Origin of the sequence: Raineyella sp., from assembly GCF_034933565.1 — a bacterium.
Classification (GTDB): Bacteria; Actinomycetota; Actinomycetes; order Propionibacteriales; family Propionibacteriaceae; genus Raineyella.
The window spans coordinates 24753-40023 of record NZ_JAYFNG010000034.1 but is presented as its reverse complement, the minus strand read 5'-3'; the positions used below and the strand labels follow the sequence as shown (position 1 = coordinate 40023).

General features: G+C 72.3%; 12 protein-coding genes. 6 read left to right on the top strand and 6 right to left on the bottom strand.

Annotation, left to right across the window (positions count from 1 at the left end; translation table 11 throughout):
- Positions 1–7: 7 nt before the first annotated feature.
- Positions 8–979 carry an ROK family glucokinase gene (locus VB059_RS10505; protein WP_323421974.1) on the top strand — a complete coding sequence of 324 codons (972 nt, stop codon included), beginning with the start codon at positions 8–10 and terminating at the stop codon, positions 977–979.
- Positions 980–1021: 42 nt separating this feature from the next.
- Here VB059_RS10505 and VB059_RS10500 read toward each other — a convergent pair whose 3' ends face one another.
- Positions 1022–1927, bottom strand: a complete 906-nt coding sequence (locus tag VB059_RS10500; RefSeq protein WP_323421973.1) for an alpha/beta hydrolase — start codon at positions 1925–1927, stop codon at positions 1022–1024.
- A gap of 150 nt (positions 1928–2077) precedes the next feature.
- Here VB059_RS10500 and VB059_RS10495 point away from each other — a divergent pair, with 150 nt between their 5' ends.
- From VB059_RS10495 to VB059_RS10485, 3 genes are all read left to right on the top strand, one after another.
- On the top strand, positions 2078–2845 hold the full coding sequence (locus VB059_RS10495) for a lysophospholipid acyltransferase family protein (RefSeq protein WP_323421988.1): 768 nt from the start codon (positions 2078–2080) through the stop codon (positions 2843–2845).
- 128 nt (positions 2846–2973) lie between these two features.
- On the top strand, positions 2974–4323 hold the full coding sequence (locus VB059_RS10490) for a class II 3-deoxy-7-phosphoheptulonate synthase (protein ID WP_323421987.1): 1350 nt from the start codon (positions 2974–2976) through the stop codon (positions 4321–4323).
- A 31-nt stretch (positions 4324–4354) separates the two neighbouring features.
- Positions 4355–5125: a hypothetical protein gene (locus VB059_RS10485; RefSeq protein ID WP_323421972.1), complete on the top strand. Its 771-nt coding sequence runs from the start codon at positions 4355–4357 to the stop codon at positions 5123–5125.
- Here the strand turns inward: VB059_RS10485 and VB059_RS10480 are convergent.
- Positions 5078–6070 (bottom strand): cutinase family protein, encoded by a 993-nt coding sequence (locus tag VB059_RS10480; protein WP_323421971.1) that lies wholly within the window; start codon positions 6068–6070, stop codon positions 5078–5080. The two genes, VB059_RS10485 and VB059_RS10480, sit on opposite strands and share 48 nt — an antisense overlap.
- A 260-nt stretch (positions 6071–6330) precedes the next feature.
- Positions 6331–8442: a Stk1 family PASTA domain-containing Ser/Thr kinase gene (gene pknB / locus VB059_RS10475; RefSeq protein ID WP_323421970.1), complete on the bottom strand. Its 2112-nt coding sequence runs from the start codon at positions 8440–8442 to the stop codon at positions 6331–6333.
- 256 nt (positions 8443–8698) lie between these two features.
- Between pknB and VB059_RS10470 the strand changes: the two genes are divergently transcribed.
- Complete coding sequence (locus VB059_RS10470) at positions 8699–9538, top strand: thiamine phosphate synthase (protein WP_323421969.1); 840 nt, start codon at positions 8699–8701, stop codon at positions 9536–9538.
- Between the two features lie 7 nt (positions 9539–9545).
- On the opposite strand, the gene VB059_RS10465 is transcribed toward VB059_RS10470, so the two are convergent.
- A complete protein-coding gene (locus tag VB059_RS10465) occupies positions 9546–10655 on the bottom strand; it encodes a polyprenyl synthetase family protein (protein WP_323421968.1) in 1110 nt (369 codons plus the stop codon).
- A gap of 51 nt (positions 10656–10706) precedes the next feature.
- On the opposite strand from VB059_RS10465, the gene VB059_RS10460 reads away from it, so the two are divergent.
- Entirely contained in the window at positions 10707–11636 is a 930-nt protein-coding gene (locus tag VB059_RS10460) for a methylenetetrahydrofolate reductase (RefSeq protein WP_323421967.1), read from the top strand.
- A gap of 57 nt (positions 11637–11693) precedes the next feature.
- On the opposite strand, the gene VB059_RS10455 is transcribed toward VB059_RS10460, so the two are convergent.
- Both VB059_RS10455 and VB059_RS10450 read right to left on the bottom strand, forming a co-directional pair.
- Complete coding sequence (locus VB059_RS10455; RefSeq protein WP_323421966.1) at positions 11694–12875, bottom strand: thiolase domain-containing protein; 1182 nt, start codon at positions 12873–12875, stop codon at positions 11694–11696.
- A 166-nt stretch (positions 12876–13041) separates the two neighbouring features.
- Positions 13042–15069, bottom strand: a complete 2028-nt coding sequence (locus VB059_RS10450) for a sigma-54-dependent Fis family transcriptional regulator (RefSeq protein WP_323421965.1) — start codon at positions 15067–15069, stop codon at positions 13042–13044.
- Positions 15070–15271 lie beyond the last annotated feature (202 nt).

Sequence of the window (15271 nt, the reverse complement as noted above, 5' to 3'; positions counted from 1 at the left end):
GACGCACATGCCCGCAGTGCAGCAGCGGCCGGCGATCGGGATCGACATCGGTGGGTCGAAGGTGGCGGCCGCCGTCGTGGGCCCCGACGGACGGCTGTCGGGGCGTCGTACGATCCCCACGCCGACCGACCGGGCCGATGCCGTCGAGGAAGCGATCGTCCGGCTCGTCGATGCCCTGGCGAGTGACCACGACGCCTGCGCCGTCGGGATCGGCGCCGCCGGCTGGGTCGACGAGACCCGCCGGATCGTACGGTTCTCGCCGCACCTCGCCTGGCGCAACGAACCTCTGGTGGAGCGTCTCGAGGCCCGCCTCGATCTGCCGGTGGTGGTCGACAACGACGCCAATGCGGCGGCCTGGGGGGAGTACCGGTTCGGCGCCGGGCAGGGCAGCACCACCTTCGCGATGATCACCCTCGGCACCGGCATCGGCGGTGGCCTGGTCCTGGACGGCGAGGTCCACCGCGGCCGATGGGGCGTGGCCGGCGAGTGGGGACACCTCTGCGTCGTGCCCGACGGGCAGATCTGCCCGTGTGGCAACCGGGGCTGCTGGGAGCAGTACTGCTCCGGTGAGGCGCTGCGGCGCGAGGCCGTCGCCCTGGCCGGCACCGGGTCCCCGCGCGCGCTGCCGTTGCTGGAACGGGTCGGTCACGATGCCGGGGCGATCCGTGGCTTCCATGTCACCGCTGCGGCACTGGCCGGCGACCCGGCCTGCGAGGAGATCCTCACCGGGGTCGGGGAGTGGCTGGGCCGCGGGCTGGCCGGGCTGGCCGCGGTGCTCGACCCTGAGCGTTTCGTGATCGGCGGCGGGGTCAGTGAGGCGGGCGAGAAGCTCCTCGGTCCCGCCCGTGCGGCTTTCGCGCGCCACCTCACCGGACGCGGTTTCCGGCCGATGGCCGAGATCCTGCCGGCCCGGCTCGGCAACGACGCCGGTCTGGTCGGTGCCGCCGATCTCGCCCGCCGCGGGGTGGCCGGGGCCTGAGGCTCCCGGCGCGGGGCCGGATCGCGGTCGGGCCGTGTCGGGTCAGTGCCGGGTGGTGAACCGGTCGAAGAAGTCTGCGGTCCCGGCCTGGACCTGTGGGGAGTCGTTGTCCAGCGTCGCCACGTGGTAGGAGTTCTCCAGCATCCGGACGGTCAGCTCGCACGGCGCGCCGCGCAGCAGGCCCAGCGAGGCGTCGTCCACCACGTGGTCGACGGTCGAGCGGAACACCAGCGTCGGCGCGGTCAGTCGGTCCAGATGCGCCACCACGTCCTTCCACAGCTGCCGCATCGAGTTCGCCGCGGCCAGCGGGGTCCGGTCGTACGCGTACTCGCGCCGCCCGGGGTTCTTGATGTCGCCGGAGATCCCGGGGATCGAGGGGATCAGCCGGGACAGCACCGGCAGGAACACGTAGCGCCGGTCGAAGGTGGCGATCGACGGATTGACCAGCGCGACCGCCGGGATCTCCGGGTGACGTTCGGCCAGCCGGACGGCCAGCGCCCCGCCCATGGACATGCCCCCGACGAACACCAGGTCGTGCGAGGCGGCCAGCCGGATGTACTCCTGTTCCTCGCGGTCGTACCAGTCGGTCCAGGTGGTCCGGTTCATCTCGCGCCAGGTCGTGCCGTGGCCGGGCAGCCGCGGCACCGACACGTCGTAGCCGCGGGCGGCCAGGTGGTCGGCCAAGGGCCGCAGCGAGGACGGGGTGCTGGTGAAGCCGTGGCACAACAGGACGGCGCGGGAGACCTCGGGTCGGACAGCCCCGGAGGCCGCGGTCGGGACAGTGCGGGAAGCCGCCGGCAGGACGGGGCCGGAAGCCGTGGTCGGCCTGGTGGGCGAGTCCCCGGGGGAGGCCGGGTCATCGGCGAGGGCGCCGCGGGCCGCCGCCAGGCGATAGCTCTGCGACTCCGGGTTCACCGTGACGACCGGCCGTACGGGGCGGTTGACCATGGCCCGACTGTAGCCGGATCGTCCGGTCCCCGCCGGTCCCCGATCGAGGTCCGCCGCCGGGGAGCGATTGGATAGGCTGAGCTGTCCGCAGACCCGTGCCCACGGCGGCGTACGGGTCGGTCCCCAGTACCGGAGGTACCCGTGTCCCAGATGGCGTACTCGCTCTTCAAGCGTCTGCTGTTCCGCCCGGCGATCGTCGGGCTCTGGCGGCCGTGGATCGAGGGCGAGGAGAACGTCCCGGAGGCGGGGCCCGCCCTGATGGCGAGCAACCACATCTCGGCGGGGGACACGCTGATGCTGCCCGCGATGATCCGCCGACGGATGGTCTTCCCGGCCAAGTCCGAGGCGTTCCACGGCAAGGACCTCAGGTCCCGGGTGGTGGCCTGGTTCCTCAAGGCGGTCGGGATGCACCCGATGGACCGTTCCGGCGGCCGGGCCAGCGCGGAGAGCCTGGTGGAGGTGTCGGAGGTGCTCGAGGAGGGCGACCTGCTCGGCATCTACCCCGAGGGCACCCGGTCGCCCGACGGGCGGCTCTACAAGGGCAAGACCGGTGTCGCGCGGCTCACGCTGCACTCGGGTGCCCCGGTGATCCCGGTGGCGATGATCAACTCCCAGCTGGTCAAGGGGCCGTTCGGCATCCCGCTGATGCGCAGGCCCGGCATCCGGATCGGCCGCCCGCTCGACTTCTCCGAGTACCGCGGCCGGGACAACGACCGGCAGGTGCTGCGCTGGATCACCGACCGGATCATGGCCGCGATCGCCGAGTTGTCCGGCCAGGAGTACGTCGACGTCTATGGCACCTCCGTGAAATCCGGCAACTTCACCCCCGAGCAACTCGCCGCCAAGGTGATGGCCCGCCCCGGGCTCAACACCCCCAAGCCGCCGGTCGAGGTCGCGGGGCCCGGCACGGAGTCATGAGGCACGTCAGGGTGGCCCGGGTCGCAGTGCGCGATTCCCGGGACGGCGCGGGACAGTGGTCGTGACCGCCTAGACTCGACGGCGTGTCTGATGCATCACGATTCCCTGCCCTCGAGCAGCTGCATGCCATGAATCCGGTCCAGCAGCCGAGCTATGAGGATCAGGCCGAGCTGGCCGACGTCCTGGCCCAGCTGCGGACCCGCCCGCCGTTGGTGTTCGCGGGGGAGTGCGACGACCTGCGGACCGAGCTGGCTGCCGTCGCTCGTGGTGAGGGTTTCGTCCTGCAGGGCGGCGACTGTGCGGAGACCTTCGCCGGCGTCACGGCCGCCAACATCCAGAACAAGCTGCGGACCCTGCTGTCGATGGCGGTCGTGATGACGTACGCCGCGCAGGTGCCGATCGTGAAGATCGGCCGGATCGCCGGCCAGTACGCCAAGCCCCGCTCCAAGGACACCGAGACCCGGGCCGGGACCACCCTGCCGGCGTACCGCGGGGACGCCGTCAACGGCTACGACTTCACCCCGGAGTCCCGCCGCCACGACCCGAAGCGGCTGCTGGAGACGTACAACGCGTCCTCGGCGACGATGAACCTGGCCCGTGCGCTGCTCACCGGCGGCTTCGCCGACCTGCGCACCGCACACTCGTGGAACGCCGACTTCGTCCGGTCCGCGCCGGTGAACGAGCGCTACACCGAGCTGGTCCAGGAGATCGACCGGGCGCTCGCCTTCATGGTCTCCTGCCGGATGGACGCCGAGGCGATGCACACCGTCGACTTCTACTCCTCCCACGAGGCGCTGCTGCTCGACTACGAGCACGCGATGACCCGGATCGACTCGCGCACCCGTACGCCGTACGACGTGTCCGGGCACTTCATCTGGATCGGCGAGCGGACCCGGCAGCTCGACGGGGCCCACGTCGAGTTCCTGCGTCATCTGCGCAACCCGATCGGCATCAAGCTGGGCCCGAGCACCTCGGCGCAGGACGCCCTGGCGCTGGCGGACAAGATCGACCCGGATCGCGAGCCCGGCCGGCTCACGCTGATCACCCGGATGGGGGCCGGCAGGATCCGTACCGTGCTGCCGCCGGTGATCGAGGAGGTGATGGCGTCGGGCCGTCAGCCGGTCTGGATGTGCGACCCGATGCACGGCAACACGTTCACCACCGACAACGGGGTCAAGACCCGGGCCTTCTCCGATGTCGCGGACGAGGTCGACGGCTTCTTCCAGGTGCACGAGCAGTGCGGCACCTGGCCCGGTGGCATCCACATCGAGCTGACCGGTGACGACGTCACCGAGTGCGTCGGTGGTGTCGGTGAGCTGGGCGAGGACGACCTGGGGGCGCGCTACGAGACGCTCTGCGATCCGCGGCTCAACCGCAACCAGTCGCTGGAACTGGCGTTCACCGTGGCCCAGCGCCTCAACGAGGGGCGGATCAAGCGGGCCAACCCCGTGCAGGAGTACACGCCGAGGACGTTCTGAGCGTCGTGACCGGCCAGGGAGGGGACGCCTGATGTCCGCACCGTTCCGGATCCTCACGGTCTGCACCGGTAACATCTGCCGGTCCCCGGCGGCTGAGTACCTGCTCCGCAGGGCGCTCGGCCCCGGGGTCACGGTGGCCAGTGCCGGCACCGCGGCGCTGGTGGACCGGCCCGTCGACCCGCCGATGGCCGATCGGCTGCGGGCCGACGGACTGTCCACCGACGGCTTCCACGCCCGCTACCTCGTCCCCGCCCTGATCGAGGGCGCCGACCTGGTCCTCGCGATGACCCGCGAGCACCGGGCCGAGGTGGTCACCGCGGTGCCGCGGGCGCTGGGGCGTACGTTCACGCTGACCGAGTACGCCGCGCTCCTCGACCAGTGGTCCGAGGGTGGCCGGCCGCGCCCCTTCTACACGATCCGGGTGCCGGACCGGCTCGCGGAGTTCACCGTGGCCGCGGCTCGGCGGCGGGGGACGGTGCGTTTCGCCGACCCGGGCGACTACGACGTGCCCGACCCGTTCCGGGCCGCCGAGGTCGTCTACGACGAGGCGTTCCGCCGGATCAGCGCGGCCGTCGACACCGTCGCCGCCGGCCTGCACGCGGCCGGGTCGGCCCCGCGTGAGGCCGGATCGCCCGGCTCGGCCGGCGGCCGGGGCGCGTCCGCCGCGACGCGGCCCGGCGCACCGGTCGTGCCCGCTCCGTCGGCCGAGGCGCCGTGGGTCGAGCCGGGCCGGCCGGCACCGGGCCCGCAGGAATCACGCGCGCGAGGCCTGCGCCGCCTGTTCGGGCGCCATCGTCCGTGACCGGGTCTGCGCCGCCACGTCGGAGGCGGCCTGACGTACGGCCGTCGGGTCCGACAGGTAGCTGTTCATGTGGACGTCGAAGCCGTGCAACATGCTGGCCGGGGAGGCGCTGGACACGGTGAAGTCGCAGACCGAGTCGCCGACGTTGCAGATGGTGTGCCACCGGTCCGGGTGGTCCCAGAAGGTGTCGACGGTCGAGGTCGTGGGGCGGTAGCGGTTGCCGGCCATGAACGGCGCCGCGTACGAGATGCCGTAGTGGTCCGGGCCGGTGGCGGTGGTGCCGTAGAGGTGGCCGGTCTCGTCCGGCAGCCGGTCGGGATCGGCGATCGCCAGCACGCCGTCGATCCGGTCCATCAGGCCATGCCCGTACGCGGTGGGGTGGGCGGCCATGTCGGCCATCGCCCGGTGCACGACGATCGAGCCCTGGGACTTGCCGGAGAGCACGTAGTGCTCGGTGGGGCAGGTGACGGAACGTTCGGCGAGCACGGCCTCGAGCTTGGTGACGCCGGTGTCGATGCTGCGGAAGAAGTCCTGCGAGGAGTACGGCGAGGCGAGCGTGGTGACCGGCGTCGACGGGTAGTCGATCGACATGGCGGCGGCCGAGTGCCCCGGGATCTCCATCCGGTACTGCTGCCAGGCCAGCGCCGACTCGGGACCCATGCCGTAGAGGCTGCCCTCGGGGGTCTCACCCGAACCGCGGACGCCGATGAACATGACGTCCTGGCAGGGGAGCACCGTCGTCATCTGGGGCTCGGGGGCGGTACGGGTGGCGGCATCGGCCGGCATCGCGACGACCGCGCCGTAGAGGGCGAGACCTGCCCCTACTCCGGCGGCGACACGACGTCGACGCCGACGGGAGAGGGACTGACGCTCGGGGGTGAAGGATCGGTCGGGGCGCACCATACGAAGGAGAGCGGTGAAGCTGGTCAAACGGGGGAAGCGCACTCAGTGTTCCTGTGATCGGGCCGGGGCGGTGACCCGGGGTGGGGCCCCGGTGCCCTGATGAACGTCTTGCTTCAGGGTACGAGACGGAGTCAAGGAATAACGAATCGATATCGTTCGGGCAGCACAGCGACGTCTCAGGGACGATGCGGGTCCACTCCTGATCGGGGCCGGACACCGCCATCCGCCGGGCCGTCGAGGGTGGTGGGAATCACATCGGACGCCCGGGCGAGGTGGTCGCTGGGGTTCGGACCCGGCAGGCCTCAGACCAGGTAGAGGGTGATCGTGCTGCCCCTGGCCACCATGGTGCCGGGGTCGGACGAGGCCCGCGCCACGTAGCCGAGCCCGAGGTAGTTGGCCTCGACCGGCTGAGTGGTGGTGCGGAACCCCGCCTTGGTCATCGCGTCCTGCGCGTCCTTCACCGCCATCCCCTTGACGTCGGGGACGGCGACCGGCTGCGGCCCCTTGGAGATGGTCAGGGTGACCGTGTCGCCGCGGTGCAGCGTCCCGTCGGAGGGCGTCTGGCCCAGCACCTTGCCGGCCGCGACCTGGTCGGAGAAGTCCTCCCCGGTGACGACCCGCAGGCCCTTGCCGGCCAGGGTGGCCACCGCATCCTTGGCGTCCCGGTTGTACCAGTTGGTGACGGTGATCGGCTCGCGTCCCTTGGAGACGGTGAGGTCCACGACGGTGCCGGGCCGGACCGAGGTGCCCGGCTCCACCGAGGCGGAGATCACGGCGCCCTCGGCCACGCTCTCGCTCCAGGCCTGGTTGACCGTGCCGACGGCCAGGTGTGCCGTCCTCAGCGCCTCCTGGGCGCCGGCGCTGTCCTTGCCGATGACGGCGGGCACCGCGTAGCGCTCCGGTCCCTTGGACAGCACCGCGGTGAGGGTGGCGCCCCGGGCGACGTCCTCGCCCGGGCCGGGCACACTGGCGATCACCCGGCCGGTCGGCACCGTCTCGGAGAACTCCTCGGTGCTGGCGAACTCCAGTCCGGCCGCCTTCACGGCGGCCGAGGCCTCCGGCTGGGTCAGGTTGGTGACGGTGGGGGCAGGTACGTACCGTCCGACCGCCAGCCACCAGACCCCCATCACGAGGGCGGCCGCGGTCAGCAGGGTGACGAGGATCGACACGACCCGACGGGCGCGTCGCCGGCGCGCCTCCCGGGTGATCTCGTACGCCCCGGAGTCGGCCCACTCGACCTCATCCTCCGGCTCGGGCCCGTCGTGACCGTCGTGACCGTCGGTCGCGTCGAGCGCGTCGGCGGCACCGGGCCGGTCGGCGTACGTCACCGATGCCGTCGGCAGCCCGGGTGTCGCCGGCGCGGAAGCGGCGCCGCACGCTGATCCGGTGGTCGATCCCACTGCAGTGGCCCGGGAGGCGGCCAGCGCCGCCATCGCGCGCCGGGTGGGGGTGTACTCGATGTCGACCGGCTCGGTGTCGTCGAGGGAGTTGGGGTCGGCGAGCAGGGTGGTCAGATGCGGGTCGTGCATGATCCCCGACGACAGCGCCTTGCGGGCGCGCCGGACCCCGTCGAGGAACGCGCGGGCGTCGCGCGGCCGCTGCTCGGGATCACGCGCGGTCGCGGCGCCGACCAGAGCGTCGAGGTACGGCGGGATGCCGTCGAGGGACCGGCGCCAGTCGGTGTCGACCCAGTCGGAGGGCTGGGGGACGTCCTTGTGCACGTGGGCGTACGCCACCTGGATCGGCGTGTCGCCGGTGTGCGGCTTCTTGCCGGTGAGCATCTCGAACAGCATGATGCCGGCCGAGTAGACGTCGGAGCGGGTGTCGGCGTAGCCGTGCTCGACCAGCTCGGGCGGCAGGTAGGAGACCGTCCCGACCAGCAGGCCCTGGGTGGCGGCGGCCGACTGGGCGGTGACCGCACGGGCCAGGCCGAAGTCCGCCACCTTCAACTGGCCGCGGCGCGAGATCAGGACGTTCTCCGGCTTCATGTCGCGGTGGATCAGGCCCGCGTCGTGCGCGGCGCACAGCGCCGACAGGATCGGGTCGAGCAGGTCCAACGCACGCGTCGGTGTCAGCGGGGCCTCCCGGCTGACCAGCCGACGCAGGGTCGACCCCTCCACCAGCTCCATGACGATGTACGGGCGGCCGAAATCGTTGCCCTGATCGAAAACAGAGACTATGTTGGGGTGCGAAAGATGTGCAGCAGCCCGGGCTTCGCGATCGAAGTTCGTCGCGAAGTCCTGGTCGTCGCCGAGTCCCTCGTGCATGATCTTGACCGCCACGGTGCGGTCCAGTCGCCGGTCCTCTGCGCGATAGACCGTGGCCATGCCGCCACGCGCCAAGCGCGAGATGATCTCGTAGCGACCGTCGAGGGCACGGCCGATCAATCTGTCGACAGTGCTGGAATGGGTCACGTCTGCTCCTAACACGGTCGAAGGGGAAGGGGCCGTGTCAGCCTCGGCCACGAGTCTAGAGGTGTGGTCGAGTGTTTCGGAGGCAGCGACACGGCGAGTGTCAGAGGTCTGTGCTCCGGCCGGAGACCCGGTCGTGACCTGCGGAAACAGGCGGTCCGAGGGGGCGTGTCGATGCGTCCGGGGGACGCTCGGCTGTGACAACGTTGTGAGTTTTCGATCTCCTGGCGTGCCTTCCGTCGGCCGTTAGCCTGGGATCGTGACCGTCCTGCTGCCGGTGCGCCGGCGACTCGCCATGGCACGGCTGTGGGCCGTGCTGGTGCCCTCGCCGTTCACTCCGCCCGAGGCACTGCTCCGTCGGGTGGAGGACCTGCTCGCCGCCGGGGCCGAGGTCGTCCAGGTGGTGCTCGACGACTGGGAGGCTGCCGACGCCCTCCGTCTCCTGCGGCGCTGCGCGGTGACCACCGGGGCCCTCGGGCGCCTGCTCGTGACGGCCCACGACCCCGAGCTGGCGGTCGATCTCGGCGCCGAGGCGTTGCTGCTCGGCTCGGAGCAGAACCTCCCGGAGGACCTGCTGGGCCGACTCGGCCCCGGCGCGGCCGTCGGGCGCGAGGTGGCCGACGCCCACCAGCTCCTCGAGGCCCTCCGCGAGGAGCACCTCGCCTTCCTGGTCCTGATCGGTGATCGCGCGGAGCGGCTGGCCCGCGATGCGCACGACCACGGCCCGCGGGTGGTCCGCGATGAGTTCGCCGACCCGGTGACGGCTCCGCTGCCGTGGTTCATCGACCTGGGGACCGACTGGAACGCGCCGGGAAGCATGCTCGCAGGGCCCTGTCGGGTGCGCTTCGAGGTCCCGGTGCCGGTCTCCTCGCCGACCGACGAGCCGTCGCCCGGGCTGCGGGCCGACGTCCGCGCGCTGGCGGCCCGGGTCGAGCAGCGCTGGGCGGCGGACCCCACGGTCGCCCGGCACCGGGTGGCGGAGTGGGCGGCCGCATCCGCGGCGAGTCGGTCCTTTCTTACCGGGGCGACCGATGCCGTCACCGGGGCGACCGATGCCGTCACCGGGACGACGGATCCGGTCCCCGGGACGACCGGCTGAACCGGCGTCAGTGATTGCGGCGCACCGCGGCGTGGGCCAGTCCGGCGAGTGCGCGGTGGCCCTCGTCGCTGATCGGCGCCCCGTCGAGGGCGGTCAGCGCACGGTCCAGGTGCGACTCGATGTCGGTCTCCACTCTGTCCCGGGCGCCGCTGGCGATGATGATCTCGCGCGCCTCGTCGATGCCGTCCTGGTTGAGGTCGGGGGAACCGACCAGGCTGAGCAGCCGGTTGCGGCCGACATCCTTCGACCCGGCCAGGGCGTACGCCAGCAGCAGCGTGTGCTTGCCCTCGCGGAGGTCGCCGCCGGCGGGCTTGCCGATCACGCCCTCGTCGCCGAACACGCCCAGCAGGTCGTCGCGGTACTGGAAGGCGCGGCCCAGCGGCGAGCCGTACGCGGCCAGCGCCTCCTGGGCCGCATCGCCGGCACTGCCCAGGGCGGCGCCGAACTGCACCGGCCGGCGGACCGAGTACCGGGCCGACTTGAACTCCACCACGCGGCGGACCTGGTCGATGTTGTCCTGCAGGCGGTCGGGGCGCAGCGGCTGGGCCTGGGCGACCACGTCGAGGAACTGTCCGCAGGTCACCTCGGTCCGCATCGCCGTGAGGTAGGGCAGGGCCCGGTGCAGCACGTCGAGCGGGAGCCCCGCCGCGTGGACCATCTCGTCGGACCACATCACCAGCAGGTCGCCGAGCAGGATCGCCCCGGCCCGGCCGAACTGCTCCCCGGAGCCGACCCAGTCGCGGGTGTCGTGCAGGCCGGCGAACTGCAGGTGGGCGGCCGGGACGCCGCGGCGGGTGTCGGAGTTGTCCATCACGTCGTCATGGACCAGGGCGGAGACGTGCAGCAGCTCCAGGCTCGCGGCGGCCCGGACCAGGGTGGCGTACGTGTCGTCATCGGGGCTGCCGGCCGCTGCGACATAGCCCCACAGGGCGAACGCCGGGCGCAGCCGCTTGCCGCCTCCGGTGAACACCTCGGCGAGCTCGGTCATCGGCTCCAACTCGGTGCCGATCCCCGCCAGGACCTGCCGCTGTTCGGTGAGGAAGCCGGTCAGGGCGTCCTGGACGTCCTGACGGAACTCGGCGGCGAGCGGCTGGGTGGGATCGAGACGGTTGACCACGGACTGAGCCTAGGGGGTCCGCTCTGAATCGGCCACATTATGGTGAGCGCCATGACGCCCAGGACCATCGACGAGATGCTGCGTGCCGGCGACCGTACGCTGCATTCCTTCGAGTTCTTCCCGCCCAAGACCCTCGAGGGCGACGCGGTGCTGTGGCAGTCCCTGCGCGAGCTCGACGACCTGGAACCGGACTTCGTCTCGGTGACGTACGGTGCCAACGGCTCGCGGCGCGACATGACGGTGACGATCACCGCACGCCTGGCGCAGCTGATGAACGAACGGCTCGCCCGCAACGCCGAGGCCCACGTCATGCAGGTGATGGGGCATCTGACCTGCGTCAGCCAGCCGGTCGACGAGCTGGCCGAGGTGATCGACCGCTACGCCCAGGCCGGGATCAACCACATCCTGGCGATCCGCGGTGACATGCCCGGCGGGCCGACGGTGCCGTGGGTGCGCCATCCGCAGGGGCTGGACAACGCCACCGAACTGGTGCGGCTGATCCGGCGCCGCAACCCCGCCGCCGTGATCGGTGTGGCGGCGTTCCCCGATCTGCACCCCGACCGGCGCGACGCCGAGCTCGACGCGCGGATCCTGGTGGAGAAGCAGGAGGCCGGGGCCTCGTTCGCGATCACCCAGCTGTTCTTCGAGCCCGACCGCTACTTCGAGCTGGTCGACCGGGCCCGCGCGATGGGCTGTGACCTACCGATCATTCCCGGCATCCAACCGGTGACCAACCTGGGCCAGATCGAACGGTTCGCCGAACTGTCCGGTGCCGCCCTGCCCGACCGGGTCGTCGCCCGGCTCCGTGCGGTCGGCGACGACCCCGAGGCGGTGCGCCGGGTCGGGGTGGACATCGGGGTCGAGCTGTGCGAGCGGCTGCTCGCCGGTGGGGCGCCCGGATTGCACTACTACACACTGAACCGCTCCCGGGCCACCCGGGAGATCTTCTCCCGGCTCAAGCAGAGCGTCCCCGGCGCCTGAGCCCGCCCAGCCGCGGGCCCGGACGACCGGGGACGCGACCGCGCCGGGGGCGGGATCTCAACCGCCCGCCAGCACGCTCACATGGTTGGCGACCGCGAGACCGCCCATGTTGTGCACCAGACCGAGGTGCGGCGCCGGCAGCTGCATCTCCCCGGCGCCGCCGGCCAGCTGACGGGCCACCAGCACGTGCTGGGAGACCCCGGTTGCGCCGATCGGGTGCCCCTTGGCCTTCAGACCGCCGGACACGTTCACCGGCAGCCGCCCGTCGGGCTCCACCCAGCCCTCCTCGATCGCCCGCCGACCCTCGCCGGGGCCGGTGAGGCCGAGCATCTCGTACGCCACGAGCTCGGCGATCGTGAAGCAGTCGTGCACCTCGGCCAGGTCCAGATCGTCCAGCGTCACCCCCGCCATCGCCAGAGCGCGGGCGACCGCCACCCGACCGGCGGCGAACTCGGCGAGGTCGCGCCGGTGCGGCTCGAGGGCCTCGTTGGCGTGCCCGATGCCGGCGATCGTGGCCAGCGGGCGGACCGGGTCCCGGCGCAGCACCAGCGCCGCCGCACCGTCACTGACCAGTGAGCAGTCGGTCCGGCGCAGTGGCGCGGCGACCATCGGGTTCTTCTCCGACACCGTGCGGCAGAACTCGAAGCCCAGGTCCTTGCGCAACTGGGCGTACGGATTGGCGCAGCCGTTGCGATGGTTCTTCGCGGCGATCCGGGCGAGCACGTCCCCGAGCCAGTCCTCGGCGTGGTGGCGCTGTGCGTACGCCACGGCCACCTCGGCGAAGCTGCCGGCGAACCCGGTGGGCGAGTCGGTCCCGGCCCGCTGCAGGTCGGCGCCCAGCAGGGCGCGGGCGACCGTCGGGCGGTCGGCGTGGGTCATCTTCTCCACGCCGACGACCAGGACGGTGTCGGCGAGGCCGGACAGGATCGCCCGGACCCCCTGGTGCACGGCGGCCGACCCGGAGGCGCAGGCGTTCTCCACCCGGGTCATCGGCCTGCCCCACAGTCCCGGCTCCCGGCTCAGCGGCAGCGAGGAGGGAAACGCGAACGGGGTGAGGCCGCTGTTGAACTGCGAGACGTACACCTCGTCGATGTCGCGCGGCTCCAGGCCCGCCTCGGCGATCGCCTCCACGGTGACCCGGCCGACCAGACTGCTCACGGTCTCGTCGGGAAGCCGGCCGAACGGGGTGTGCGCGGTGCCGACGATGCCGATCCGCACGGGCAGGGTCGAAGGGGACATTGGTGCTCCTCGGAGGGTGGGGTTCAGGACGGGGTGGTGGATCCGTGATGGGTGGATCCGCGATGGGTGGATCCGCGACGGGTCCGCGGCGGGTGGATCCGCGACGCGGGCGGGGCCGGGGCGGATCCGTGGGGCGCGGTGACAGGAGCCGGGGTGCGCGGCGTCGTCAGAGCGTGATGCCGTAGCGGTGCAGCTTGCGGTAGAGGCTGGAGCGGGACAGGCCGAGCTGGTGGGCGGCGGCCTGCCGGTTGCCGCCGCACTCGTGCAGCGCGGCGGTGATCGCGTCGCGCTCGGCGGTCTCCAGCGGGGTGAGGGGGCGGATCTTGCTGGTGTGGCAGTAGCTGGGCAGGTCCTCGGTCCGGATCTCGCCGACCGGCCGGCGATGCACCGCGTACTCCAGCGCCTCATGCAGCTGCGGGACGTTGCCCGGCCACGGGTAGCGGGCCAGGGTGCGCTCTGCCTGGGGTGACAGACGGACCCGGCGGTTCGGCGCGAGCTGGGCGAGCAGCCGGTCGACGATCGTGGCCAGGTCCTCCGGACGACACCGCAGCGGAGGCACGGTCACCGAGACGGTGAAGTGCCCGAGCAGGGCGTGGAACGGCAGGTCGGGATCCGGCCGGCCGTCCGGGAGGGTGGCCGCCACCATCGTCCGGCCCGCGGACGCCGTCAGGGTGGGGAGCAGCCGGTCGAGGAACGCGACACCGGCGGCGGAGACCCGGTCGAGGTCGGGGATGATGCACAGCGTCGGCTGGTGGGTGGCCGGCAGCGCCTCGAGGTCGAAGGGGGCTGCGCCGTCCAGGTGCGCCGGTTCGATGGTCATGCTGCGCCCGCCCGGGTGGGTGGCGTGGAAGATCTCGGCGACCAGGGTGAACCTGCCCGACCCCGGCTCGCCCAGCACCAGGGTCGGCTCGCCCTCGGTCAGCGCGGCCCGCAGCTGCGCCCCGGCCCGTCGCCAGGCCGGCGCACTGCCGTCGGCGATCGGCACGTACGGCCGGCGCAGGTCGCCGGCCAGCTCGCGGGTGGGCGAGTCGGGGGCACCGACGGTCAGATCCGGCAGCCGCTGGATGGTGAAGGCGGTGCCCCCGGGTGAGCCCGCCGTCGGGTCGGCGGACGACTCGGCCGGGTGACCGGCCGCCGCCGTGCCGTCGGTGCCGTCGACTGGCGCCGTACGACCGGACGACACCGTACGACCGGACGACGGGGCGACACCTGCTGTCGCGACGTCGGGCCCGGCCGCGGCCCGCGGGTCGGCGCCGCGCCCCGGGCCTTCGATCGCCTCGACGATGACGACGAGGCCCGCGGTCTGCCCGCCCGCGAGGATGCGGGTGCCCCGCAGCCGGATCCGGCGCCCGGAAGCGAGCTCGACGGTGTCGCTGGCCCGGTCGCGATGCGCCATCACGAACGAGGCGTGGTGCCGGATCGCGCGCTGTTCCTCACCGGTGAACAGGCCCTCGGCCGCCGCGTTGAGCATGCTCGTCGACTCGCCGAAGGCGAACACCGCCTGCCGGGTGGCCCGGGCGTCCGCCCGGACGTACGTCTCGAACAGCGCCTGCTGGGCCCGGCTGCGGTCGAGCAGCAGGTTGCGGCTGATGTCCTTGGCCGCCGACCGGGCGAGTGTGTGCATCAACGGGGTCCAGGCGTCGGCCAGGGTGGACAGATCGAGGATCCCCTCGACCCGCCCGGTGAGCGGGTCGATGATCGGGGACCCGGTGCAGGCGAACGACTGCAGCTGCTCGGAGTAGTGCTCGGGGCCGACGATCGACACCGACCGGCCCGACTCGATCACCGTGCCGATGCCGTTGGTGCCGACCGCACCCTCGGCGTACGCGTACCCCGGGACGAAGTCGACCCGGTCCAGCAGCCGGCCCAGCCGGCGTGAGGAGTCGCGACGCTGGATCAGCCGGGCACTGCGGTCGGTCAGCGCGATCACCACCGCCACGTCAGCGGTGTCCTCGCGCAACTGGGTGAGCACCGGCTCGGCACACCGGGCCAGCCGGGAGGCGGGGTCGAAGTCCGCGGTGAACGGTGCCTCCCAGCGGGCGGCGTCCACGCCGGCGGCCCGGCTGCGCTGCCACGACGCGGCGACGAGGTCGGGCACCCCGAGGTCGGGCACACCGTCGGTGGCACCACCCCGTTCGAGGAAGTCGGCGCGCGCCGACGCGATCCGCCGCAGGCGCTTCTCGGGATCCGGCATTGTCACCTCCTTGTGACGGAACCGTACGCACTGTGACGCACGGCACGTCCCATGGTGACGTCCGGGCCCCGGTCGGTCCAACCCGTACGGGTGTCCCAACTTGGGACATGGCGGCCGATGTGAACCAGATCACGCTGGTGTTCACCGTCACCGACGCCGGTCGCCGCCCCCAAGGCGTCGTGCGTCGACGGTCCATCCGACC

Coding starts and splice junctions, on each gene's coding strand:
- VB059_RS10505 (WP_323421974.1), top strand. CDS start 8: ATGCCCGCAGTGCAGCAGCGGCCGGCGATCGGGATCGACATCGGTGGG.
- VB059_RS10500 (WP_323421973.1), bottom strand. CDS start 1,927: ATGGTCAACCGCCCCGTACGGCCGGTCGTCACGGTGAACCCGGAGTCG.
- VB059_RS10495 (WP_323421988.1), top strand. CDS start 2,078: ATGGCGTACTCGCTCTTCAAGCGTCTGCTGTTCCGCCCGGCGATCGTC.
- VB059_RS10490 (WP_323421987.1), top strand. CDS start 2,974: ATGAATCCGGTCCAGCAGCCGAGCTATGAGGATCAGGCCGAGCTGGCC.
- VB059_RS10485 (WP_323421972.1), top strand. CDS start 4,355: ATGTCCGCACCGTTCCGGATCCTCACGGTCTGCACCGGTAACATCTGC.
- VB059_RS10460 (WP_323421967.1), top strand. CDS start 10,707: ATGACGCCCAGGACCATCGACGAGATGCTGCGTGCCGGCGACCGTACG.
- VB059_RS10455 (WP_323421966.1), bottom strand. CDS start 12,875: ATGTCCCCTTCGACCCTGCCCGTGCGGATCGGCATCGTCGGCACCGCG.
- VB059_RS10450 (WP_323421965.1), bottom strand. CDS start 15,069: ATGCCGGATCCCGAGAAGCGCCTGCGGCGGATCGCGTCGGCGCGCGCC.